Source organism: Paraburkholderia bryophila (assembly GCF_003269035.1).
Taxonomy (GTDB): Bacteria; Pseudomonadota; Gammaproteobacteria; order Burkholderiales; family Burkholderiaceae; genus Paraburkholderia; species Paraburkholderia bryophila.
Genome location: NZ_QLTK01000020.1, coordinates 1 through 19,799, shown reverse-complemented (window position 1 = coordinate 19,799; position 19,799 = coordinate 1). Strand labels below are relative to the sequence as shown.

General features: G+C 60.0%; 14 protein-coding genes. 5 read left to right on the top strand and 9 right to left on the bottom strand.

Going from position 1 to position 19,799, the window contains the following annotated elements; all coding sequences use genetic code 11:
- Positions 1-220: 220 nt before the first annotated feature.
- The 4 genes from BX591_RS24460 to BX591_RS24445 all read right to left on the bottom strand — a co-directional run bounded on the left by BX591_RS24460 (position 221) and on the right by BX591_RS24445 (position 5,350).
- A complete protein-coding gene (locus BX591_RS24460; RefSeq protein ID WP_111933882.1) occupies positions 221-1,003 on the bottom strand; it encodes a hypothetical protein in 783 nt (260 codons plus the stop codon).
- 11 nt (positions 1,004-1,014) lie between these two features.
- Positions 1,015-2,856, bottom strand: coding sequence for a hypothetical protein (locus BX591_RS24455; protein ID WP_111933881.1), 1,842 nt, complete (start codon positions 2,854-2,856; stop codon positions 1,015-1,017).
- Positions 2,857-3,029: 173 nt separating this feature from the next.
- Positions 3,030-4,067 (bottom strand): GDP-mannose 4,6-dehydratase, encoded by a 1,038-nt coding sequence (gmd, locus tag BX591_RS24450; protein ID WP_111933988.1) that lies wholly within the window; start codon positions 4,065-4,067, stop codon positions 3,030-3,032.
- A 116-nt stretch (positions 4,068-4,183) separates the two neighbouring features.
- Positions 4,184-5,350 (bottom strand): polysaccharide biosynthesis/export family protein, encoded by a 1,167-nt coding sequence (locus BX591_RS24445; protein WP_111933880.1) that lies wholly within the window; start codon positions 5,348-5,350, stop codon positions 4,184-4,186.
- A gap of 151 nt (positions 5,351-5,501) precedes the next feature.
- Here BX591_RS24445 and BX591_RS24440 point away from each other — a divergent pair, with 151 nt between their 5' ends.
- Positions 5,502-6,650, top strand: a complete 1,149-nt coding sequence (locus BX591_RS24440) for a glycosyltransferase family 4 protein (RefSeq protein ID WP_111933879.1) — start codon at positions 5,502-5,504, stop codon at positions 6,648-6,650.
- The gene (locus BX591_RS24435; protein WP_111933878.1) at positions 6,651-8,537 is read left to right on the top strand and encodes a capsular polysaccharide export protein, LipB/KpsS family; all 1,887 of its coding nucleotides are present in this window, start codon (positions 6,651-6,653) and stop codon (positions 8,535-8,537) included.
- 93 nt (positions 8,538-8,630) lie between these two features.
- Here BX591_RS24435 and cyoD read toward each other — a convergent pair whose 3' ends face one another.
- The 5 genes from cyoD to BX591_RS24410 form a co-directional block, all read right to left on the bottom strand.
- Positions 8,631-8,963 carry a cytochrome o ubiquinol oxidase subunit IV gene (gene cyoD, locus BX591_RS24430; RefSeq protein ID WP_035556882.1) on the bottom strand — a complete coding sequence of 111 codons (333 nt, stop codon included), beginning with the start codon at positions 8,961-8,963 and terminating at the stop codon, positions 8,631-8,633.
- Complete coding sequence (gene cyoC / locus BX591_RS24425) at positions 8,964-9,584, bottom strand: cytochrome o ubiquinol oxidase subunit III (RefSeq protein ID WP_111933877.1); 621 nt, start codon at positions 9,582-9,584, stop codon at positions 8,964-8,966.
- Entirely contained in the window at positions 9,584-11,575 is a 1,992-nt protein-coding gene (gene cyoB, locus BX591_RS24420) for a cytochrome o ubiquinol oxidase subunit I (protein ID WP_111933876.1), read from the bottom strand. The genes cyoC and cyoB overlap by 1 nt, the downstream gene beginning before the upstream one ends.
- A gap of 3 nt (positions 11,576-11,578) precedes the next feature.
- Entirely contained in the window at positions 11,579-12,478 is a 900-nt protein-coding gene (gene cyoA, locus BX591_RS24415; RefSeq protein ID WP_111933987.1) for a ubiquinol oxidase subunit II, read from the bottom strand.
- A 370-nt stretch (positions 12,479-12,848) separates the two neighbouring features.
- Entirely contained in the window at positions 12,849-14,402 is a 1,554-nt protein-coding gene (locus BX591_RS24410) for a complex I subunit 4 family protein (RefSeq protein WP_111933986.1), read from the bottom strand.
- 697 nt (positions 14,403-15,099) lie between these two features.
- Between BX591_RS24410 and BX591_RS24405 the strand changes: the two genes are divergently transcribed.
- The 3 genes from BX591_RS24405 (at position 15,100) to BX591_RS24395 (ending at position 19,607) form a co-directional block, all read left to right on the top strand.
- The gene (locus BX591_RS24405) at positions 15,100-15,825 is read left to right on the top strand and encodes an ABC transporter ATP-binding protein (protein ID WP_111933875.1); all 726 of its coding nucleotides are present in this window, start codon (positions 15,100-15,102) and stop codon (positions 15,823-15,825) included.
- A 33-nt stretch (positions 15,826-15,858) separates the two neighbouring features.
- A complete protein-coding gene (locus BX591_RS24400) occupies positions 15,859-18,399 on the top strand; it encodes an FtsX-like permease family protein (protein ID WP_420849411.1) in 2,541 nt (846 codons plus the stop codon).
- Between the two features lie 98 nt (positions 18,400-18,497).
- Positions 18,498-19,607 (top strand): lipocalin-like domain-containing protein, encoded by a 1,110-nt coding sequence (locus tag BX591_RS24395; protein WP_111933873.1) that lies wholly within the window; start codon positions 18,498-18,500, stop codon positions 19,605-19,607.
- The last annotated feature ends 192 nt before the right edge of the window (positions 19,608-19,799 follow it).

Sequence of the window (19,799 nt, the reverse complement as noted above, 5' to 3'; positions counted from 1 at the left end):
ATCGAAAAATTTCGGTGTACGGGAAAAGAACGCATGAACAGACATTTCGGTATTCGATTCCCCGTCAACGTGGCTCGTTATAGCCGTTGAACGCTGCGGAATCGCCCACGGTTTTGTTATTTTCAAGCCATTGATTTTAAGTCTATTTTTCTGGAGCATGTGATCGTGCGGCCAAGAATAAACCCAAAACATGTCGCGAAGAATCGTGTCGCCTCTGCCACTATAAAACGTCATCGTCTGGATCTGAGCCGGTCGCCTTACCTGAAGACGATTGGTCAAGAACTTCCGAGAATATCCTTCGCAAGATATCAATGGCCTGGAGCTGGTCGTCTGGGGTGCGGCAAATCTTTATAAGTCCGGCTTCTACCGCAGGGATAAGTTCCAGAAGTGAACGTCGTTCCTCCCGCAGCTTTTGGGCTAGAGACCTAGAACGCTGCTCTTGCACCTGCGCGTTGGCTTTCCATTCTTTACTCAGCCTCTCCAACTCAGCGATGTCTTCTTCCCACCGCCGAATCTCCCTTTCGAACCCCGCACGCTCACTTACGTGCTGCTCGACCAACCGATCAATTTTCTGATGCAACTCGCGATTTTCCACAGCGGCCACGTCGATCTGGCTCTGATAGAACTGCTCCCTCTTTTCCACATCAGCGTGAATCGACCTCATCCGGTCAACGTTGGCTCGGTCGATCTCCGCAAGTTTTTGAATTTGCAGTTGCATGACGCGGTCCGCTTCTTCATGACTTTGCTGCGCAAGATGCAAGTCAAACCGCAATAGACTTTCCTGCTCGCGCAGTTCATTCGAAGTCGTCGTCAGTCTCGCATTCTCCTGATCCAGCACCCGGGACTGCTCAACCAGCTCGCTATTCGTCGATTGAAGAATAGAAACTTCCCGCCTTAAGTCCCACAGTTCCGCTTTCAGGCTTGATGTTTCGCGTAAGAGATCTTGCTCGACCTCCGAGAAGGCAAAGTTCAACGCTTGCAAACAGTTTGATAAATCAGTCATCTTGCAAAGCCTCAAGCCGTCAAAGTTTTGGGCACGAAGATCGGGCCGCCCGCAGCGGCACCAAAGATTGCAATGCCGTCTGCGTCATTAGGGTTCCGACGCCGATCCCCGGTCGCACTGGTAATTGCGCACCGCAACTCGGAAAGAGCAAAACCCAAGGTTCGCTCATGCCCGACAGCCCCTACCAGGTCGTCGGTAGTATGTGTCAGTGCCAGGCGAATTTCACAAAGCGGAGAAATGGCATCAACCGTGACGCGTATTTGCTGCCGGTGACTGATAGACGAACGGAATAGAACCATGGCGACTTCAACACCGTAGACCTCAAGTTGCAACACGGGAGCCAGTTGCAATAGCTCCTCCACGACAAGCACGGACATTTCGAGTTCGATGGTCCACACTCCAGATTTGGGGACATCGACCGGAATCTGCACATGACCTTCTCGTCCGTTGCTCCAGACACCCCACTGTTCCGCATCATGAAACCCGTAGGTCAAGTAATGTCGTACATTGGGTGCCGAAAACTTTAAACTGAAATCTGAACCCACCGCGCAGGGCCGAGGTAACACTTCGACGACAGCATCACCAGGTTCTGTCACTCCGACACTCGTCAGCCGGCCCGATCGGGATTTTCCTCCGTGCTCCTCGAACAGAGTATCGATCTCCTCCAAGGTCAATGATGCAGCCGGAAAAATTTTTCTCCGGACACGCTCCAGTTCGGACACGCGCTGCAAGCCGTCAAACGACCATGATTCGAGGCTTTTTCGTAAATAATCGTCGCCAAGAAAGAAGGGATCACCGCTCTTTTGACTGGAGAGAAGCGACACGCCATCCTTCGACTCTCCGCAGAAAAGCGTTTCTGCGAAAAAATCGGTAAGCAACGCATGACCGATCATCACACCGCCCCGTATGTCCACACCGTCTGTCACAAAGTGCTCGATCGGCGACGCCAGTAGAAAACTCGTTTCGCGTCCAGCCAACGCCGCTTCGACGCCCAAAGATGACGACAACGTCACCACCAAAGGTATTGGTTCGGGCGAGAAAATTACACCGTATCCATTGGCTTTTATCGAAATCACCGACTTGCCTTGAACGACTCGTAAATACTCGATTGCCGTGGCATTTCTCGATTCGAACGGATGCCCGAGAAACAGCACCTCCGAGTATGGCTCCAGCAGCATTGCGAGCCGTTCACCGTACGAAGCCAAAGTTGCAAAAGCCCCGTTGCTGATTACTGCGGCGTCTTTGTGCGTCTGCCCGACAACAATCGGGACCGGCCTCGGCACGTTCAACGCCAGGTCGCGCCTCCTCGCGAAAAGCGCACGCCAACGCCTTACCTGCACGCCTATTTCCGACGAGGGATTAGCGACCTTGTCGAACAGGGATCGGGCGTGTGGCCAGTTGGTCACGGCAAAAAAACAGATATCCCTAAGAAAGCGTACGGGATGAATATGCAAACTTATATATCGAGTACCCCGCAGATCAAGGTTGCGCTTGATCGTAGGCGAGAGTTCAAAGCCCACGATCAGATCGTATTCACTCAATCGATCGAACGTCGTGGAAAAACAGGGGGAAGAGCCTTCGACGTCGTATACAGATGGCCACGCTTTTCCGTTCGGCCGCGTATAGTCATGGAAAAGCCCATCGTTTCCAACAACCGTGCGAAACCCGGCTGCGTCGAGATCCGGCACAACAAGGCCGATTTCGACACCCCAGTCTTCAGCCCATTCGTCTGCGCCAAGAATCGCGTAGAGCCAGTCAAGATTTCTGTACTGGTAATTGTCGAAACGGCCACGTTCAAAATCAGCGCGAAAAAAGTCGCAAGTGAAGGCGATGCGGCGGATTTCTGACTTCATGACTAGGCAATTCGAGTGAGCGGTCTTCGAAAGGCAGGCGCAAATGCAACTGCCCGTTACGAAGACACGAAAGTTTTTCTAGAGCAGACTTCGATAACTATAGACGATGTCGGCCAAGTCCACCCTCACCCGTTCGGTTGCCCGAGCTCAGTCTATTCCGGATGATGTGTTGACTAAAACGAAAACCCCACCTCATTCCGGCGAATATCAGCCTCCACCATCATCTGACACAACTCCTCAAGCGTCGTTTTCGGCTGCCAGCCGAGCTCCTTCTGAGCCTTCGAAGCGTCGCCGATAAGCAGTTCAACCTCTGCCGGCCGATGGAATTTCGGGTTGATCTTAACGATGGTCTTGTTGGTTGCCATGTCGATGCCGACTTCGTTCACATCGCGGCCTTCCCAGGCCAACTGGAAACCCGCTGCCCGAGCTGCCATTGAAACGAAATCGCGAACGGTTTCGGTACGGTTCGTGGCGAGCACATAGGTGTCAGGCTTGGATGCCTGCAGCATTCGCCACATTCCCTCCACGTACTCTTTGGCGAATCCCCAGTCGCGTTTCGCGTCAAGATTGCCAAGCTCGAGAACATCCAGGTTGCCCCGGCGAAGCTTGGCCATGCTATCCGTGATTTTTCGCGTGACGAATTCCCGCCCACGCAGAGGCGATTCATGGTTGAACAGAATACCGCTACTACCGAAGATGTTGTAGCTCTCACGGTAATTGATCGTCATCCAGTGGGCGTACAGTTTCGCGACGCCGTAGGGGCTGCGCGGATAGAACGGCGTGCTTTCCACTTGCGGAATTGCCTGCACTTTCCCGAACATTTCCGAAGTACTTGCCTGATAGAAGCGGATTTCTGGATTCACGATCCGGATGGCCTCGAGCAGATTAAGCGCGCCGACACCCGTGATTTCCGCGGTCGTGATCGGCTGATCGAACGAAACCCCAACAAAGCTTTGCGCCGCGAGGTTATACACTTCGGCAGCTTTTGTCGTTTGCAACAGGCGAATACTGGATGCCAGATCAGTAAGGTCGTATTCGACGAGGTGAAGGTTTGGGTGCTTCTCCACACCCACTTCGGCAAGGCGCCAAAAATTGACCGAACTGGTACGGCGATATGTTCCGTAAACGGTGTAGCCCTTTTCAAGCAACAACTGCGCGAGATACGCCCCGTCCTGGCCAGTAATACCCGTTACAACTGCGATTTCTCTCATGGTCTTAGATTTACAAGTCTCTTGCTCTTGAATTACCAGCGGCTGCCGACTCTCGATCAATCGCCAAGCAAGAGAGCAGATCGACCAACATCAATGGCATGCCGCTGCGAAGGGCCTTACTTAAACGTCTGAACCCCCGTAATCACCGGATACGCCACCGAGAACACCACATTCAAGAACTTCTGCACCTCGGCGATCGGCGCATTCGACACATACAGCAGATCCTTGTTATCCATCATGAAGCTCTGCGCGACGAAGAACGAATTCGGGTCACGCAGATTCACGCGATAAACCACCGGCACTTTGCCGTCCGCGGTGGTACGCACCGGCGTATTCGGCCACGGTAAGGCTTTCGCGTCTTCGAGCCGGAAAATAAACACGCCTTGCGCGTCCGAGCGCGAATCTTCCAGACCGCCCGCGCGAGCCAAGGCCTGCGCCAGCGTAATGCCTTGCGCCTCGAAATTGATTTCCTGATTCTTGCCTGTCGCGCCCAGCGACGTAAAACTGAACGGCTGAAATAACGCCGTCACCACGTCGCCCGCATGCAGCGGCACATTCTGGCGCGGATCGCGAATTACCGTTTCAAGCGGCAATGACGCCACGGTATCGCCACGCGTGACCTGAAGCGTGATCTTGTCGACCGGCTGCTTGACGCCACCAGCGGCCGCCAAGGCGTCGAGCAGTCGCTCGCCACGCGCGCTCAGCGGCATCCGGTTGCTGCTCGCCACGTCGCCCACCACCGTGACGTACGAAGTAGCATTGCGCGAGAGCTTCACCAATACCTGCGGATCGTGCGCGATGTTCTTCAAGCGCGCCGTGATATCGCGTTGCAATTGCGCCGGCGTGCGGCCCACCGCTTTCAATTCGCCGGCGAAAGGCACATTGATCTTGCCGTCGCCATCGATAGTCTGGTCGGGCAGAACCGTTACACGCGCATTGGTCGTGCCGCCCTTCGAATCGATTTGCGCCGCGCCGAACAGTGTGGCGGGCGGCGCCTCCCAGATCGATACTTCGATCGTGTCGCCCACGCCAAGCTGCTGCTGAAACGTCGTGCTATTACCCAACGTAGCGGAGAAATCGCCAATACTGCGCTCCGCAAAAAGCTTGCGTGCGACGTCATCCGTCACATCGACAATCTGGATTCCCGCCGGATTGGCGGCAACACCGGCATTGTTGATTTGTGAAGTACTGGGCCCGGAAGTCGGAATACTCGAGCAACCACTCAGCGAGATCGCCCCAAAGGCGACTGCAGCAAAAACCATACGGCGAGACAGACGCGACATTTATTGCAACAGTTGGCAAGAGTTAGTAAGTAAAACTTCGGCGCGGATTGTCTCATGCACTCGGGTAGAATGGCGCATTGTCGAGAAAAATCCTTAGCAGAAACACTAAAAAAATTCTGCGCGCCAGCTAACAAAACCGCAATACGCTCTTGTGTCAACCCTCTTTCTCGACGTCACGCGTCTTCTAACACGCTTATTCGACGGGCTTTTGCCCACGGGCGTAGATCGCGTCGGTCTCGCTTACATAGAACAATACGGCGCAAAAGCGCGTGCCGTTCTCAGCGAACGCGGCTTTTCCGCAGTGTTGAGCGAACGGGATTCGCAGCAAACGTTTGCATGGCTTCTCTCGTCTACGCGAAATCGAAATGCAATTCGCGCGCTTATCGCGCGCGCCTGCCTAAATCGCCTGAGAGAAACGCGGCTTAACGGAATTCTGCTGCACACCAGTCACAACGGCATGGAATTCGACCGTTATTACGACGCAATGGCGCGGCGTCGGATTCGCCCCGTATTCATGGTTCACGATTTAATTCCGTTGACGCACGCAGAATATTGCCGCCCTGGCGTCGATGCGGTTCATCGGCGTCGCATGCATACGGCATTAAAACGTGCAGACGGGCTGATCTTGAATTCGCAAGCCACGCTGGATTCGCTCACGGCGGAGGCGCAACGCGCGGGCCTCAATCAGCCGCCCTGCGTGGTCGCACGCCTCGCCTCCGGCGTCATGCAACGCCCTGCTGCAGCGCGTCCACTGCCCACGCCTTATTTCGTGATGCTCGGCACTATCGAGCCGCGCAAGAACCACTGGTTCATCCTGCACGTATGGCGGCGTCTCGTCGAACAACTCGGCGCGGCCGCGCCGAAACTCGTCGTGATCGGCCGGCGTGGCTGGGAATGCGAGAACGTCGTCGATATGCTGGAGCGCTGCGATAGCCTGAAAGGCGTCGTGATAGAAGAAGCGCATTGTTCCGACGAGCAGTTGCACGCTTATTTGCAGCACGCTCAGGCGCTGTTGTTTCCGTCGTTTGTCGAAGGCTATGGCATGCCGCTCGCCGAAGCACTCGCACTCAAAGTACCGGTACTTGCGAGCGATCTGGACGTATTCCACGAAATCGCTGACCACATTCCCGAGTACCTCGACCCGCTGGATGGTCCCGGCTGGCTCGCCCGCATTCAGTCCTATGCTCACGCGGATAGTCCCGAACGAGATGCGCAGTTGAAGCGTATCGAGAACTTTCGCGAGCCAACGTGGGCAGAGCATTTCGAACACGTCGACGGCTTTCTCGAGACGCTGCGCTAGATGAAGCAACGCATCGACGCAACCTGGCCCGGCCCCGTCTGGTCGCGCGGGCCCTCGGGCACACCCTTACTTTCGTGGTTCGTCGCACCGCTGCGCGATGGTCGCGCCGAAGCGTTTGCCGCGGCATTGAATTCGGCGCTAAGCCGCGGCGTTGAAGACGACGAGCAGAACACCGCGGAAGCCGTCGAACCTCTGATGCAACGTTTCGCGCGCAGTCACGCGTCGACCGCGCGGCGCTTGCAGAACAACTGCCCTGCCGCTCTGTTTGAAGCCAGGCGCACCACCCGCGTAATGCTCATCGACGAGCGTGCGCACTCCCGCGGTCTCGGCGCAATCGCAACACCCAACTCATCGGATGCATTCGCGCGCATGCTACAGGCCGCGCGCGCGAATCATCCGCACGCCGATTTCTGGATCGCGCAATCGGACGACCAGGGCAGTGGGCGCTGGCTGTCGGCATCGACGGACAGGTTGCCACCAGGCATTCAACGTGTGGCCGGACATGAGTCGTTGTGCGCCGCGCTGGCTCATGTCGATCACGTCTATACGATCGGCGCATCGGAAGGCATGCAGGCGCTGCTCGCGGGCGTTCAGGTTCACACGTTCGGCGCGCCTTATTACGCAGGCTGGGGGCTAACCACCGACGATCTGCCCTTTCCACTGCGCACCGCCCGGCCCACGCTCGCCGCCCTGTTCGAAGTCGTCTTCCTGCGCTTCACCCGCTACCTGAATCCGGCCACCCATACGCCCGGCACGCTCGACGATCTGCTCGACAGCATCGAATTGCAGTATGCGGTGCAACGGCGCTTCGCCGATTTGCGGAACGTGGTGGGCATCCGCTTCCAATGGTGGAAGCGCCCGTTCGCAACGCCGTACATTAGCGCCAGTGGCAGCGCATTGCGCTGGACCCGAACGCCGCAAACGGTGCGAACCGGCGAATGCGCGGTACTCTGGGGCGCTCGCAGCGCGGCAGGCCTCGCGCCCGAGGTTCAGCGGGTTCGCATCGAAGACGGGTTTTTTCATTCCACCGGCCTCGGCTCGGACATGATCGCGCCGCGCAGCCAGGTGATCGATCGTCGTGGCCTCTATTTCGACGCGAGCCAGCCCAGCGATCTGAGCGTACTGCTGAACGAAACCGCCTTCACCGAAGCCGAATTGGCGCGTGCGGCGGCCTTGCGCGACAAGGTCGTGAAACTCGGTGTCACCAAGTACAACCTCGGTCGTCGGCGGCCCGCCTGGACCGCGCCGGCGGGCAAACAGATCGTGCTGGTCCCCGGCCAGGTGGCGGACGACGCGTCGATCCGTCTCGGCACGCGCGCAATCGGCACGGCCGATGCGTTGCTGCGCGAAGTGCGCAGACTGCGCCCCGATGCTTTCGTGGTCTACAAACCGCACCCCGACGTGCTGTCGGGCAATCGCCAGGGACTCGTCGACGCGCAGCAACTCGCGGATGTCGTCGACACGGAAAGCGACCTGCTGTCGCTCGTCGACGCGGCGCATGAGGTTCATACGCTATCGTCGCTGGCCGGCTTCGACGCGCTATTACGCGGCAAAGCGGTCTTCACCTACGGGCTACCGTTCTACGCTGGCTGGGGCCTGACTCACGACGCCCTTGCACCGCTGCCGTGGCGGCACCGCACGTTGACGCTCGACATGCTGTGCGCGGGCGCGCTGCTGCGCTATCCACTCTACTGGGACTGGCGCACGCGCCTCTTCACCACGCCGGAGGCCGTGGTGGACCAACTCGCGCCGCAAGCGGCCCGCCCGCTCGACAAAGTGCGCGGCAACCGCATGCGGCCGCTGCTCAAGGCGATTCGTTGGACGCGCAACGGAATACGTCATGCGGCATGGCGCGTCCGGCAGTGTCTCTGGCATCGCACGCAATAGAACTGGAAGTAGCCGCGCTACGCATCGCAGCAAAAAAAGCCCCGCAAGACTTTCGCCTTGCGGGGCTTTTCAACAACAAGCTGCGTTTTCCGTTTAGCGGGACATCATGTGCATGCTGACGTTATGCATGACCCACAACGTGCCGCCGATCACGATCACCGCGGTCAGCACCGTGAAGGCGAACGCCATCACGTTCCAACGCTGCGCCGACGACGAATTCAAATGCAGGAAGAACACCAGGTGAACGACGATCTGCACGAACGCGAGACCCGCGATCGCGAGCAGTGCATTCTCACCGCTCAACGTGCCCGTCATGACGAGGCCGAAGGCCGCGACAGTCAGAACGACGGAGAGAATGAAACCGATCGTATAGCTGCCGAGGCTGCCGTGACCTTCACCCGAGTGTGCGTTATGGCTATGGTCCATTTAGATCACGCTCGCAAGGTAGACAAAGGTGAAGACGCCGATCCACACGACGTCCAGAAAGTGCCAGAAAAGGCTCAGGCACGTCAGGCGAATCATGTCGCGTTCGGTCAGGTCGCGGTGACGCATCACCTGAATGGCGAGCACCACCATCCAGATCAGGCCGAACGTGACGTGCAGACCGTGCGTGCCGACCAGCGTGAAGAACGACGACAGGAACGCGCTACGGCTCGGACCCGCGCCTTCGGCGATGAGGTGCGAGAACTCGCGCAATTCCAGCACCAGGAACGACAGGCCGAGCAGGAACGTCACGCCGAGCCAGAAGAGCAATACGCCCTTGCGGTTCTTGTACGCGCCCAGCATCGCGAAACCATACGTGATACTGCTCAGCAGCAGCATGGTGGTTTCGAGCGCGACGCCCGGAATCTCGAACAGGTCCTTGGCCGTCGGGCCGCCGGCGAACTGATGGCCCATCACCGCGAACACGGCGAACAGCGCCGCGAAGATGATGCAGTCGGTCATCAGGTACAGCCAGAAACCGAACACCGAATGCGACGGCACGTGATCCGCGTCGTGGTGCTGCGCGCCCGCGGCTGCGCCCGCGTTAAGTGTATTGCTCGACATTAATCCACCTCCATCGCCAGCCGGGCGCCTGCGCCCGAGCGCTGCTTCTCTTCGATCGCCGCGACTTCCGCCGCCGGGATGTAATAGCCTTCGTTCTTCTGGAAGCTATAGACGATCACGGTGCCGATCGAGCCGACCAGACCGATGATAGCCAGCCACCAGATGTGCCAGACACCGGCAAAGCCGAGCACCAGCGAGAACATGGCCGCGATCAGACCCGCCGACGTGTTCGACGGCATGTGAATGTCGCGGTACACCGGCTTGGCTTGCGCACTCTTGTCCGCTTTCATGTCGGCGAACGCGTCCAGCTTGCGCACGGTCGGAATGATGGCGAAGTTATACGACGGCGGCGGCGAGCTCATGGCCCATTCCAGCGTATGGCCGTCCCACGGATCGCCCGTGAGGTCGCGGTTCTGCGGCAGATTGCGGTCGCGAATACTGACGACGATCTGCAGCACCTGCAAAGCGATACCGACAGCGATCAAGGCAGCACCAGCCGCGGCCAGGATCAGCCACGGGTGCCACAGCGGGTTGTCGTAGTGATTGATACGACGCGTCATGCCCATGAAGCCGAGCACGTACAGCGGCGTGAACGCCACCCAGAAACCGATCTGCCAGAACCAGAACGAAGCCTTGCCCAGCTTTGCATTCAGCTTGAAGCCGAAGGCCTTCGGGAACCAGTAGTTGAAGCCGGCCAGATAGCCGAACAACACGCCACCGATAATCACGTTGTGGAAGTGAGCAATCAGGAACAGGCTGTTGTGCAGCACGAAGTCCGCGCCCGGGATCGCCATCATCACGCCGGTCATGCCGCCGATGGTGAACGTGATCATGAAGCCGATGGTCCACAGGATCGGCGGCGTGAATTCCAGACGGCCCTTGTAGATCGTGAACAGCCAGTTGAACACCTTCACGCCGGTCGGGATTGCAATGACCATCGTGGCAATACCGAAGAACGCGTTGACGTCGGCGCCCGAACCCATCGTGAAGAAGTGATGCAGCCACACGAGGAACGACAGCACCATGATCGCGCAGGTCGCCCACACCATCGTTTTGTAGCCGAACAGCGGCTTCTTGGCGAAGGTCGCCACGACTTCCGAGAAAATACCGAACGCCGGCAGGATCAGGATGTACACCTCGGGGTGACCCCATGCCCAGATCAGGTTCAGGTACATCATGGCGTTGCCGCCGCCGTCGTTCGTGAAGAAGTGCATGCCGAGGTAGCGGTCCAGACCTAGTAGCGCGAGCGTCACGGTCAGGATCGGGAACGACGCCATGATCAGCACGTTGGTGCAGAGCGCGGTCCACGTGAACACCGGCATCTTCATGAAGGTCATGCCCGGGGCGCGCATCTTCACGATCGTGGCGAAGAAGTTCACGCCGGTCAGCAAGGTACCGATACCGGAGAGCTGCAAGCTCCACAGGTAATAGTCGACCCCGACACCCGGACTGAACTGCAACTCGGAGAGCGGCGGATAAGCCAGCCAGCCCGTTTGCGCGAATTCACCGATCACCAGCGAGATGTTGATCAGGATCGCGCTGACTGCCGTCATCCAGAAGCTCAGCGAGTTGATGAACGGGAACGCCACGTCGCGCGCGCCGATCTGCAGCGGCACGATGATGTTCATCAGGCCGATCATGAACGCCATCGCCATGAAGAAAATCATGATGACGCCGTGCGCCGTGAACACCTGGTCGTAGTGATGCGGCGGCAGGTAGCCCGGGTTCGCATAAGCGAGGGCTTGCTGCAGACGCATCATGATCGCGTCCGCGAAGCCGCGGAACAGCATGATCAGCGCAACGACGATGTACATCACGCCGAGCTTCTTGTGGTCGACCGACGTAAGCCACTCGGTCCACAGGTAGCGCCACTTGCCGAAATAGGTGATCAGACCCAGCACCGTCGCACCGCCAAGCGCGATCATCACGGCCGTGACCATGATGATGGGCTCGTGGTACGGAATCGAGTCTAGTGAGAGTTTGCCGAACATGCGTTACCCCTTACCCTTTGGCGCACAGTTAGCGTCATTCATGTTGTCGATGACGTTACCGTTGTTGTATCGGGCAATGATGTTGTGAAAGAGCTTCGGATCGACCGACGAGAAGTAGCGCACCGGGTCCTTCTCGCTCGGCGCCGATACCGTGTGGTAGCGGTCCATGCTGAGGTTGTCCGACGAAGCGCGTACCTTCGCGACCCACGCGTTGAACTCTTCCGGCGACGAAGCGAGCGTACGGAACTTCATGTCCGAGAAGCCCTTGCCGCTGAAGTTGGCCGACTGGCCCGCGAAATTGCCGGCTTCGTCCGCAATCAGATGCAGACGCGTTTGCATGCCGGCCATGGCGTAGATCTGGCCGCCGAGTTGCGGAATGAAGAACGAGTTCATCACCGTGTCGGACGTGATCACGAAGTTCACCGGCGTGCCGACCGGAATCGCCAACTGGTTCACGGACGCGATGCCGAGGTCCGGATAGATGAACAGCCACTTCCAGTCGAGTGCGACGACTTCGACGTTGATCGGCTTGACCTGCGACTCGAGCGGCTTGTACGGATCGAGTTCGTGCGTGGTCTTCCACGTCAGGACGGCGAGGAACAGAATGATCAGCGTGGGAATCGTCCAGATGGCGATTTCAATACCGGTCGAATGGGTCCAGCCCGGTTGATAGTCCGCGCTCCTGTTCGACGCGCGATAACGCCAAGCGAACAGCAACGTCAGCGCAATCACCGGAATGACGACGATCAGCATGGCCCAGGTGGAGGTTGCGATCAGCTCGCGTTCCGCCAGACCCACACTCCCCTTCGGATTCAAAATATCGAGGTTGCTGCAACCCGAGAGCAACAACACGAGGCTCGTGGACAGGAAACCGATCGACCCCCGCAGAGTCTTTCCTTTCATATCCATTGCCTCTTTTTTACGACTTCAACGAACGTCATTCGACCGCTCTCCATTAGTAAGCGCTCGCATAGTAGGGGCACGTCAAGCGCTAATAAAGCCTCGATTTAGCAACGATCTATTGCGTCGCAGCACTGTGCGACACGTTGCCGCAGGCCTGCGCGAGGATCAGTACTTGCCGTGCTCTCTTGCCGAGCTTCAAACAACCGTCACAGCACGAAAGTCCCTTCAAACAAGCAATAAAACGCAGGGCGACCCGAAGGGTTGCGCTGCGTCAGAGGCATGCGAAGAGACTTGTGCCAGACTGAAAAAAGCAGATCGACACTGCAGCCCCATGCTCCGGATGCTGCAGCAGCGAAATGCTTCATTCCCCTCAACCCGGCGTGCGGGTCGTTGCGGCAGCCGGCGCGGGCGCCGCTGCCTGCAGATGCTCGCCACCATCAGGCGCGGAGTCCGACGGATGCACCGAACGTTCCGATTGAGCCAGCAGCGTGCCGACCGACGGATCGATCGCGTCGGTGAAGGGCTTCGGATTGAGGCCGATCACCAGCACCAGCAGCGCCATCGCGCCGAGCAACATGAATTCGCGGTTGCCCAGATCCTTGAGTTTGGCGACGCGCGCATTGGCGATCGCGCCGAAGATCACGCGCTTGTACATCCACAGCGTGTACGCCGCGCTCAGGACCAGCGTGGAAGCGGCCATCGCGCCGATCCAGAAATTGAAGCGGATCGCGCCCATCAGTACCATGAACTCGCCGACGAAACCCGACGTGCCCGGCAGACCGATGTTGGCCATCGAGAACAGCATCACGAACGCGGCGAAGCGCGGCATGGTGTTCGCGACACCGCCGTATTCGGCGATCGAGGCGGTCCTGGTGCGGTCGTACAACATGCCCGTACACAGCAGCATCGCGCCGGACACCACGCCGTACGACAGCATCTGCACGATCGCGCCGGCCTGGCCGATACGGTTGAAGACGAACAGGCCGAGCGTCACGAGGCCCATGTGCGAGATGGTCGAATACGCGAGCAGGCGGCGCATGTCGGTTTGCACGAGCGCCAGCAGGCTCGAATAGATCACCGCGATCAGCGAGAGCGTGATCATCATCGGCGCGAAGAAGTGGCTGGCCTGCGGTGCGATCGGCAGCGCGAAACGCAGCAGACCGTAGCCGCCCAGCTTCAGCATGCCGATCATCACGGCGGCGCCGGTTGGGCCATCCAGGTGAACGTCCGGCAGCCACGTATGCAGCGGCCACATCGGCACCTTCACGCCGAATGCCGCGAGGAAGCCGAGGAAAATCAGCACCTGCGGCCACGTGCCGAGATGCGTCTCGCGCCACAGGGCGAGGTCGAAGCTGTGCGTCTGGCTATATAGATAGAGCATCGACATCAGCATCAGCAGCGAGCCGAGGAACGACACGAAGAAGAACTTGATCGCGGCGTAGCGGCGGTTCGCCTGGCCCCACGTGCCGATCAGCAGGTACAGCGGAATCAGCGTCGCTTCGAACGAGATGAAGAACAGCATGCCGTCGAGCGACGTGAACACGCCCTGCATGAAACCCGACAGCATCAGGAACGCGCCGAAGTACTGCGCGGTGCGCTCGGTGATCGACTCCCACGAAGCGACCACGATAATGATGGTCGTCAGTGCCGTCAGCGCGACGAGCCACAGCGAAATGCCGTCGACACCCACATGCCACGCGATGTCGAAGGTCGGCGACCACTGAACGTTCTCGACGAACTGCATCGACGTCACGTCATTGCGGAAATTCGCGACCAGCGGAATCACCGGCAGGAAACCCGCCACCGCGCCAACCAGCGCGATCCAGCGGGTGCGGCTACGTGCCGCGTCGGATCCCGCGCGCAAGACCACCAGGCCAGCGACAATAGGGATCCAGATGAGTAGGCTAAGAAGAGGCAATGGCATGTGCTCTGTCGAAAACTCTGTCGAAAACTTGAAAACAAAACGCCGCGTCAATGCCTTCACGAACGAAAGCATTGAAATGGATATGTAGGCTGAATTTCGCTGAAATCGACGTGGAAACGGGGGTGCCCGCCTCACGTTTACCCGCAGCCGAATGATCAAGGGTGGGAGATTACCAAGATAAGAATACTTTTGCAGCGCAACAATGCAGTAACGCCATAGTCAATGCGCCATTGCCACGTATGGCCTTGCGAAATGGATAGAAATGTGCAGACGCACAATGGCGGTTTGGCGTTGTGCGGGTCGCAATTTTTGCCGGCAAATGACTGCAATTAAACGTTAGTTGAAGACTCTTGCGGGGCTGCCTCGGCTTGGTGCATGCGCCGGAATAACCGCCACCGTGTCCCAGGGTCTTCCCGAGGTCATTTTCGGATGGCTGGCAAAAATTTCGCGCGGGTTGAAGTCGAAATATTTTTTGATCCCGCACTCTAGAGAAACGTCGATACGCGCTCGAAAACGGCGTCACTCGCTGCTGACCCTTGCTTCTTCGGCGTAGCCTCGACAATCGCGGCGGCGGACTGCGCGGCTTACAGAAGCCGAATATACTTCGGCGGTTCGGCGGCGGCGTTCAGCCACATCCGCCATCGGTGCGCGTCATGCGCGCGCCTGATCGATCGTCGGCCTCACTTTCGGAAACCGCATGCCTGATGAAGACGTCGTGCCCGCACTCGAATGCCGCGGCCTCAGCAAAACCTATGGCGCCGGTCGAGTCGTACTGGCGCGACTCGACTTCATCCTGAGGCGCGGTGAATTCGTCGCGATCATGGGCGACTCGGGCGTCGGCAAATCGACGCTGCTCAATCTGATTGCCGGCCTCGACAGCGCGGATAGCGGCGACGTGATCATCGACGGCAGCCCTATTGCGCATCTCGACGACAACGCGGCGACCCGCCTGCGCCGGCAAAAACTCGGCTTCGTGTTTCAGGCATTTCACGTGCTGCCGCACCTGACGCTGGCGCAGAACGTCGCGCTGCCGTTGTTACTCAACGAATTACCCGCGGATGGCGCGCTCGACATGCTCGCGGCAGTCGGATTGGACGGACGTGGCGACGATTTTCCGAGGCAACTCTCCGGCGGCGAACTGCAGCGCGTGGCTATTGCGCGCGCGCTCGTGCATCGGCCGAAACTGATTCTCGCCGACGAACCCACCGGCAACCTCGACCCCGATACCGCGCACGACGTGCTCGGTCTGTTTCGCGCGCAAAGCAAGGCGACCGGCGCGGCCACCATCATGGTCACGCACTCGGAGGCCGCGGCGGCGGTGGCCGATCGTATTCTGATTCTCAGCGAGGGTGGCTTGCATGCGTTGGGCGATGCGCCGGCGCGTGGCAGCTCGGGCCAGGCTCGCGTCCCGGCGCGCTCCTGAGCCATGTCCGCTAACTCGAACCAATCGTTGCGAATGCAAGGACATCGCGTGCTCGCGCGCTGGTTGTTAGGCGCGGAATGGCGCAGTCGTCGTGGCCGCGCGCTGGTTGCAATTGCAACGATCGCGCTCGGCGTGGCGCTGGGTTACGCGGTGCAGTTGATCAACAGCGCGGCGTTCAACGAATTCTCCGCGGCGGCCCGCAGCCTTTCCGGCGAGGCCGATTTGCAGGTGCGCGGCGCGCAAGCCTGGTTCGACGAGTCCATCTATCCGCAACTCGCCGACCAACCCGGCGTGGCGCTCGCCAGTCCCGTGCTGGCGCTCGACGTCACCGTGCCGGGCCAGAACGCCGCCCTGCCGCTACTCGGCATCGACGTCTTCAAGGCCGGCCGGATCGCGCCGGATCTGATCGGCGTGCCGTCGACCGCGCATCCGTTCGATACGCTCGCATCCGATACAGTATTCCTCTCCGCGGCCGCACAACAATGGCTCAACGTGAAAACCGGCGATCTGCTCGCGCTGCAAAGCGGCACGGCGATCGTGCGTTTTCGCGTCGCGGGTGGCCTGGTCAGGACACGGCCGGGCCAGCGGCTCGCCGTGATGGACATCGCCGCGGCGCAGTGGAAATTCGGCAAGCTCGGCAAGCTGTCGCGCGTCGACGTGCAACTCGAGCGTGGCGTGAATCGCGAACGCTTCAAAGAGGAGCTGCAGACGCAGCTCGGCCGCCGTTGGGTGATCGCGGAAACACGCGATGCCGAAAGCCGCACGGATCGTCTGTCGCGCGCTTACCGGATCAATATGAATGTGCTTGCGCTGGTCGCGTTGTTCACCGGCGCGTTTCTGGTGTTTTCGACCCAGGCATTGAGCGTCGTGCGACGGCGCGCGCAGTTCGCCATGTTGCGTGTGCTGGGTCTGACGCGCGCTCAACTGCTGCGTCAGATCCTGATTGAGGGCGCACTGCTCGGCCTGCTCGGCGCGCTGTCCGGACTCGCGCTCGGCTATGCATTGGCGAGCGGCGCGCTGCGGTTTTTCGGCAGCGATCTGGGCGGCGGCTATTTTCCCGGCGTGCAGCCTCAAGTCGGTTTCGAACCGTTGGCGACCGCCGTGTTTCTGGCGCTCGGCATGGCCGTGTCGGTCTTGGGTAGCCTCGCGCCGGCATTGGAGGCGGCCCGCGCGCGACCCGCCGCAGCGCTCAAGGCCGGCGCCGAAGAAGGCGCGTTGGCGAGACTCGCCACGCCGTGGCCCGCGTTGCTGTGTCTGTTGGCCGCCGCCGTGCTCACGCAGATGCCGCCGTGGTTCGATACGCCGGTCGGCGGCTATCTGGCGGTCGCGTTGTTGCTGGTCGGCGGCATTGCATTGATGCCACGCGTCACCGCGCTGGTGTTCGGCGCCGTTAGCCGTGCGTTCGGCAAACGAGGTCGCGCGGGGGCCGCCGGTACGCTGGCGCTGGCGCGTCTCGCGAATGCGCCTGGCCATGCGTCGATTGCCATGGGCGGCGTGTTGTCGAGCTTTGCGTTGATCGTCGCGATGGCGATCATGGTGGCGAGCTTCCGCATTTCCGTCGAAGACTGGCTGATCCATCTGCTATCCGCGGATCTGTACGTGCGGGTCGCGCCGAACGGCGACACGGGCGGGTTGCGGCCGGATGAGCAGGCGCTGGTGGCCGCCGTGCCCGGCATCCGGACCGCCGCGTTTTCCCGTACCGCGCATCTCACGCTCGACCCGGCACGGCCGGACGTCGTGATGCTTGCCCGCGAAATCGACGCGGCCGATCCCGGCGCGAATCTGCAGATGAAGGGCGCGGTGCTGCATCCCGCGGATTGGCACGCGGATGAAACGCCGATCTGGGTATCCGAAGCCATGGTCGACCTGTATGGCTACAAGCTGGGACAACGGGTGCGATTGCCGCTTGGCAAAACGGCACAGGTGTTCGTGGTGGCAGGCGTATGGCGCGACTACGTACGGCAAACCGGCGCGATTCAGATACGGCTCGCGGACTATCGCCGCCTGACCGGCGACACGAGCGCGACCGACGTCGCGGTCGCCGTGCAACCCAGGGAGGCGGTTGAGCACGTGATTGCAGGGCTGCGCGCTCTGCCCTTCGGCGCGTCACTGGAGCTTGCGCAACCGGGAGAAATCCGCGCGCGTACGCTCGTCATCTTCGATCGAAGTTTCGCGGTCACGTATCTTCTCGAGGCGGTCGCGATCGTGATCGGCCTGTTCGGCGTGGCAGCGACCTTCTCCGCGCAGACGCTCGCGCGGGCGCGTGAGTTCGGCATGCTGCGGCACGTCGGCGTGACCCGGTCGCAGGTACTGGGCATTCTCGCGCTCGAAGGCGGCATGCTCACCGCTTGCGGTATCGCCATGGGTTTCACACTGGGTTTTGCGATCAGTCTGATTCTGGTGTTCGTGGTCAATCCGCAGTCGTTTCATTGGACCATGTCGCTGCATGTGCCGTGGACGGTGCTGGCGACCGTCGCGCTGGTCATGCTGGTGTCCTCGTGTTCGACGGCGGTGATCGCGGGACGCGGCGCGGTGTCGGTGAATGCGGTGCGTGCGGTGAAGGAGGATTGGTGATGGTGGTTTTGCCGCTGAGGCGGATACGCCACGCGATGCGCGCCATGCCACGCGCTCTCTCGCGCTCTTGCGATGGATCGGGCGCGTGCGCGCAGGGGATGAATCGACAGCGAATGCTCGGGCTGTTGTGCGTCGTTGCGCTGACTGCATCGAACGCTTTCGCTGCCGCGCCCGAGTTTGCCGCGGTCACGCCGGACCATGCGATCGCGTTGCCGCAGGACAGCGGCGCGCACCCGGCGTTTCGCACCGAGTGGTGGTACGCGACGGGTTGGCTGACCACGCCCGATAATCATCCGCTCGGGTTTCAGATCACCTTTTTCCGCTCGGCGACCGGACACGACAGCGACGATCCGAGTGCCTTTGCGCCGTCGCAGTTGATCATCGCGCATGCTGCATTGAGCGATCCGGCTCTTGGCCATCTTGCGCACGATCAGCGCATCGCGCGCGAAGGTTTCGGGCTCGCCTATGCGAAGCCGGCTAATACGGACGTCAAACTCGACACCTGGAAAATCGTCCGCGCCGATAACGGTCGCTACAACGTCACTGCCGACGCGAACGGCTTCTCATTGCATCTCGTGCTGACGCCCTCTCAAGCGCCGTTGGTTCAGGGCGAGCGCGGCTATTCGCGCAAAGGTCCGCGGCCCGAGCAGGCGAGTTATTACTACAGCGAGCCTCAATTACGCGTGAGCGGTAGTGTCGTGCGGCCGGTCGCCGCCGGCGGTTCGTCGCGCGGCGACATTGCGGTGACAGGCATGGCGTGGCTCGATCACGAATGGTCGAGTACCTTGCTCGACGCAAATGCCGTCGGATGGGATTGGCTGGGTGCGAATCTCGCCGACGGCTCGGCTTTGATGGCGTTCAAGGTGCGTAGTCGCGATGGACAGGCCATGTGGGCGCACGCGGCGCTGCGCAAATCCGATGGTCAGGTCACGCAATTCAGCGCCGATGAAGTCGAATTCACACCGATTCGCGCGTGGCGTTCGCCGCGGACGAACACGTCGTATCCTGTCTCGATGTCGGTTAAAACGGGACCGCTGACATGGCGGCTCGATCCGCTCATGGACGACCAGGAACTGGATTCCCGTCAATCGACGGGCGCGGTGTACTGGGAAGGCGCGGTGCACGTGAGCCGCGATGGCGCGGATGTGGGACGAGCCTATCTGGAACTGACGGGTTATGCGGATGCGCTGCGGATTGGCAGGGAGTAGCAGCGTCGATCGGGGCGGTTTTGGAGCGGTAGGCGGTATATGCGACTGCCTTCTGCTCGCGAATTCATGGCCGTAAACGACAGAAACCCCACCTTTCTGGGTGGGGTTTCTGTTTTCTGCATGGGAGCCTGACGATTACCTACTTTCACACGGGCAATCCGCACTATCATCGGCGTGGAGTCGTTTCACGGT

Bases quoted from the DNA above. Each gene is read 5' to 3' on its own strand.
- cyoB (WP_111933876.1), bottom strand. From the start codon at position 11,575: ATGTTCGGCAAACTCTCACTAGACTCGATTCCGTACCACGAGCCCATC.
- BX591_RS24405 (WP_111933875.1), top strand. From the start codon at position 15,100: ATGCCTGATGAAGACGTCGTGCCCGCACTCGAATGCCGCGGCCTCAGC.
- cyoD (WP_035556882.1), bottom strand. From the start codon at position 8,963: ATGGACCATAGCCATAACGCACACTCGGGTGAAGGTCACGGCAGCCTC.
- BX591_RS24395 (WP_111933873.1), top strand. From the start codon at position 18,498: ATGAATCGACAGCGAATGCTCGGGCTGTTGTGCGTCGTTGCGCTGACT.
- cyoC (WP_111933877.1), bottom strand. From the start codon at position 9,584: ATGTCGAGCAATACACTTAACGCGGGCGCAGCCGCGGGCGCGCAGCAC.
- BX591_RS24460 (WP_111933882.1), bottom strand. From the start codon at position 1,003: ATGACTGATTTATCAAACTGTTTGCAAGCGTTGAACTTTGCCTTCTCG.
- gmd (WP_111933988.1), bottom strand. From the start codon at position 4,067: ATGAGAGAAATCGCAGTTGTAACGGGTATTACTGGCCAGGACGGGGCG.
- BX591_RS24445 (WP_111933880.1), bottom strand. From the start codon at position 5,350: ATGTCGCGTCTGTCTCGCCGTATGGTTTTTGCTGCAGTCGCCTTTGGG.
- BX591_RS24455 (WP_111933881.1), bottom strand. From the start codon at position 2,856: ATGAAGTCAGAAATCCGCCGCATCGCCTTCACTTGCGACTTTTTTCGC.
- BX591_RS24410 (WP_111933986.1), bottom strand. From the start codon at position 14,402: ATGCCATTGCCTCTTCTTAGCCTACTCATCTGGATCCCTATTGTCGCT.
- cyoA (WP_111933987.1), bottom strand. From the start codon at position 12,478: ATGAAAGGAAAGACTCTGCGGGGGTCGATCGGTTTCCTGTCCACGAGC.
- BX591_RS24435 (WP_111933878.1), top strand. From the start codon at position 6,651: ATGAAGCAACGCATCGACGCAACCTGGCCCGGCCCCGTCTGGTCGCGC.
- BX591_RS24400 (WP_420849411.1), top strand. From the start codon at position 15,859: ATGCAAGGACATCGCGTGCTCGCGCGCTGGTTGTTAGGCGCGGAATGG.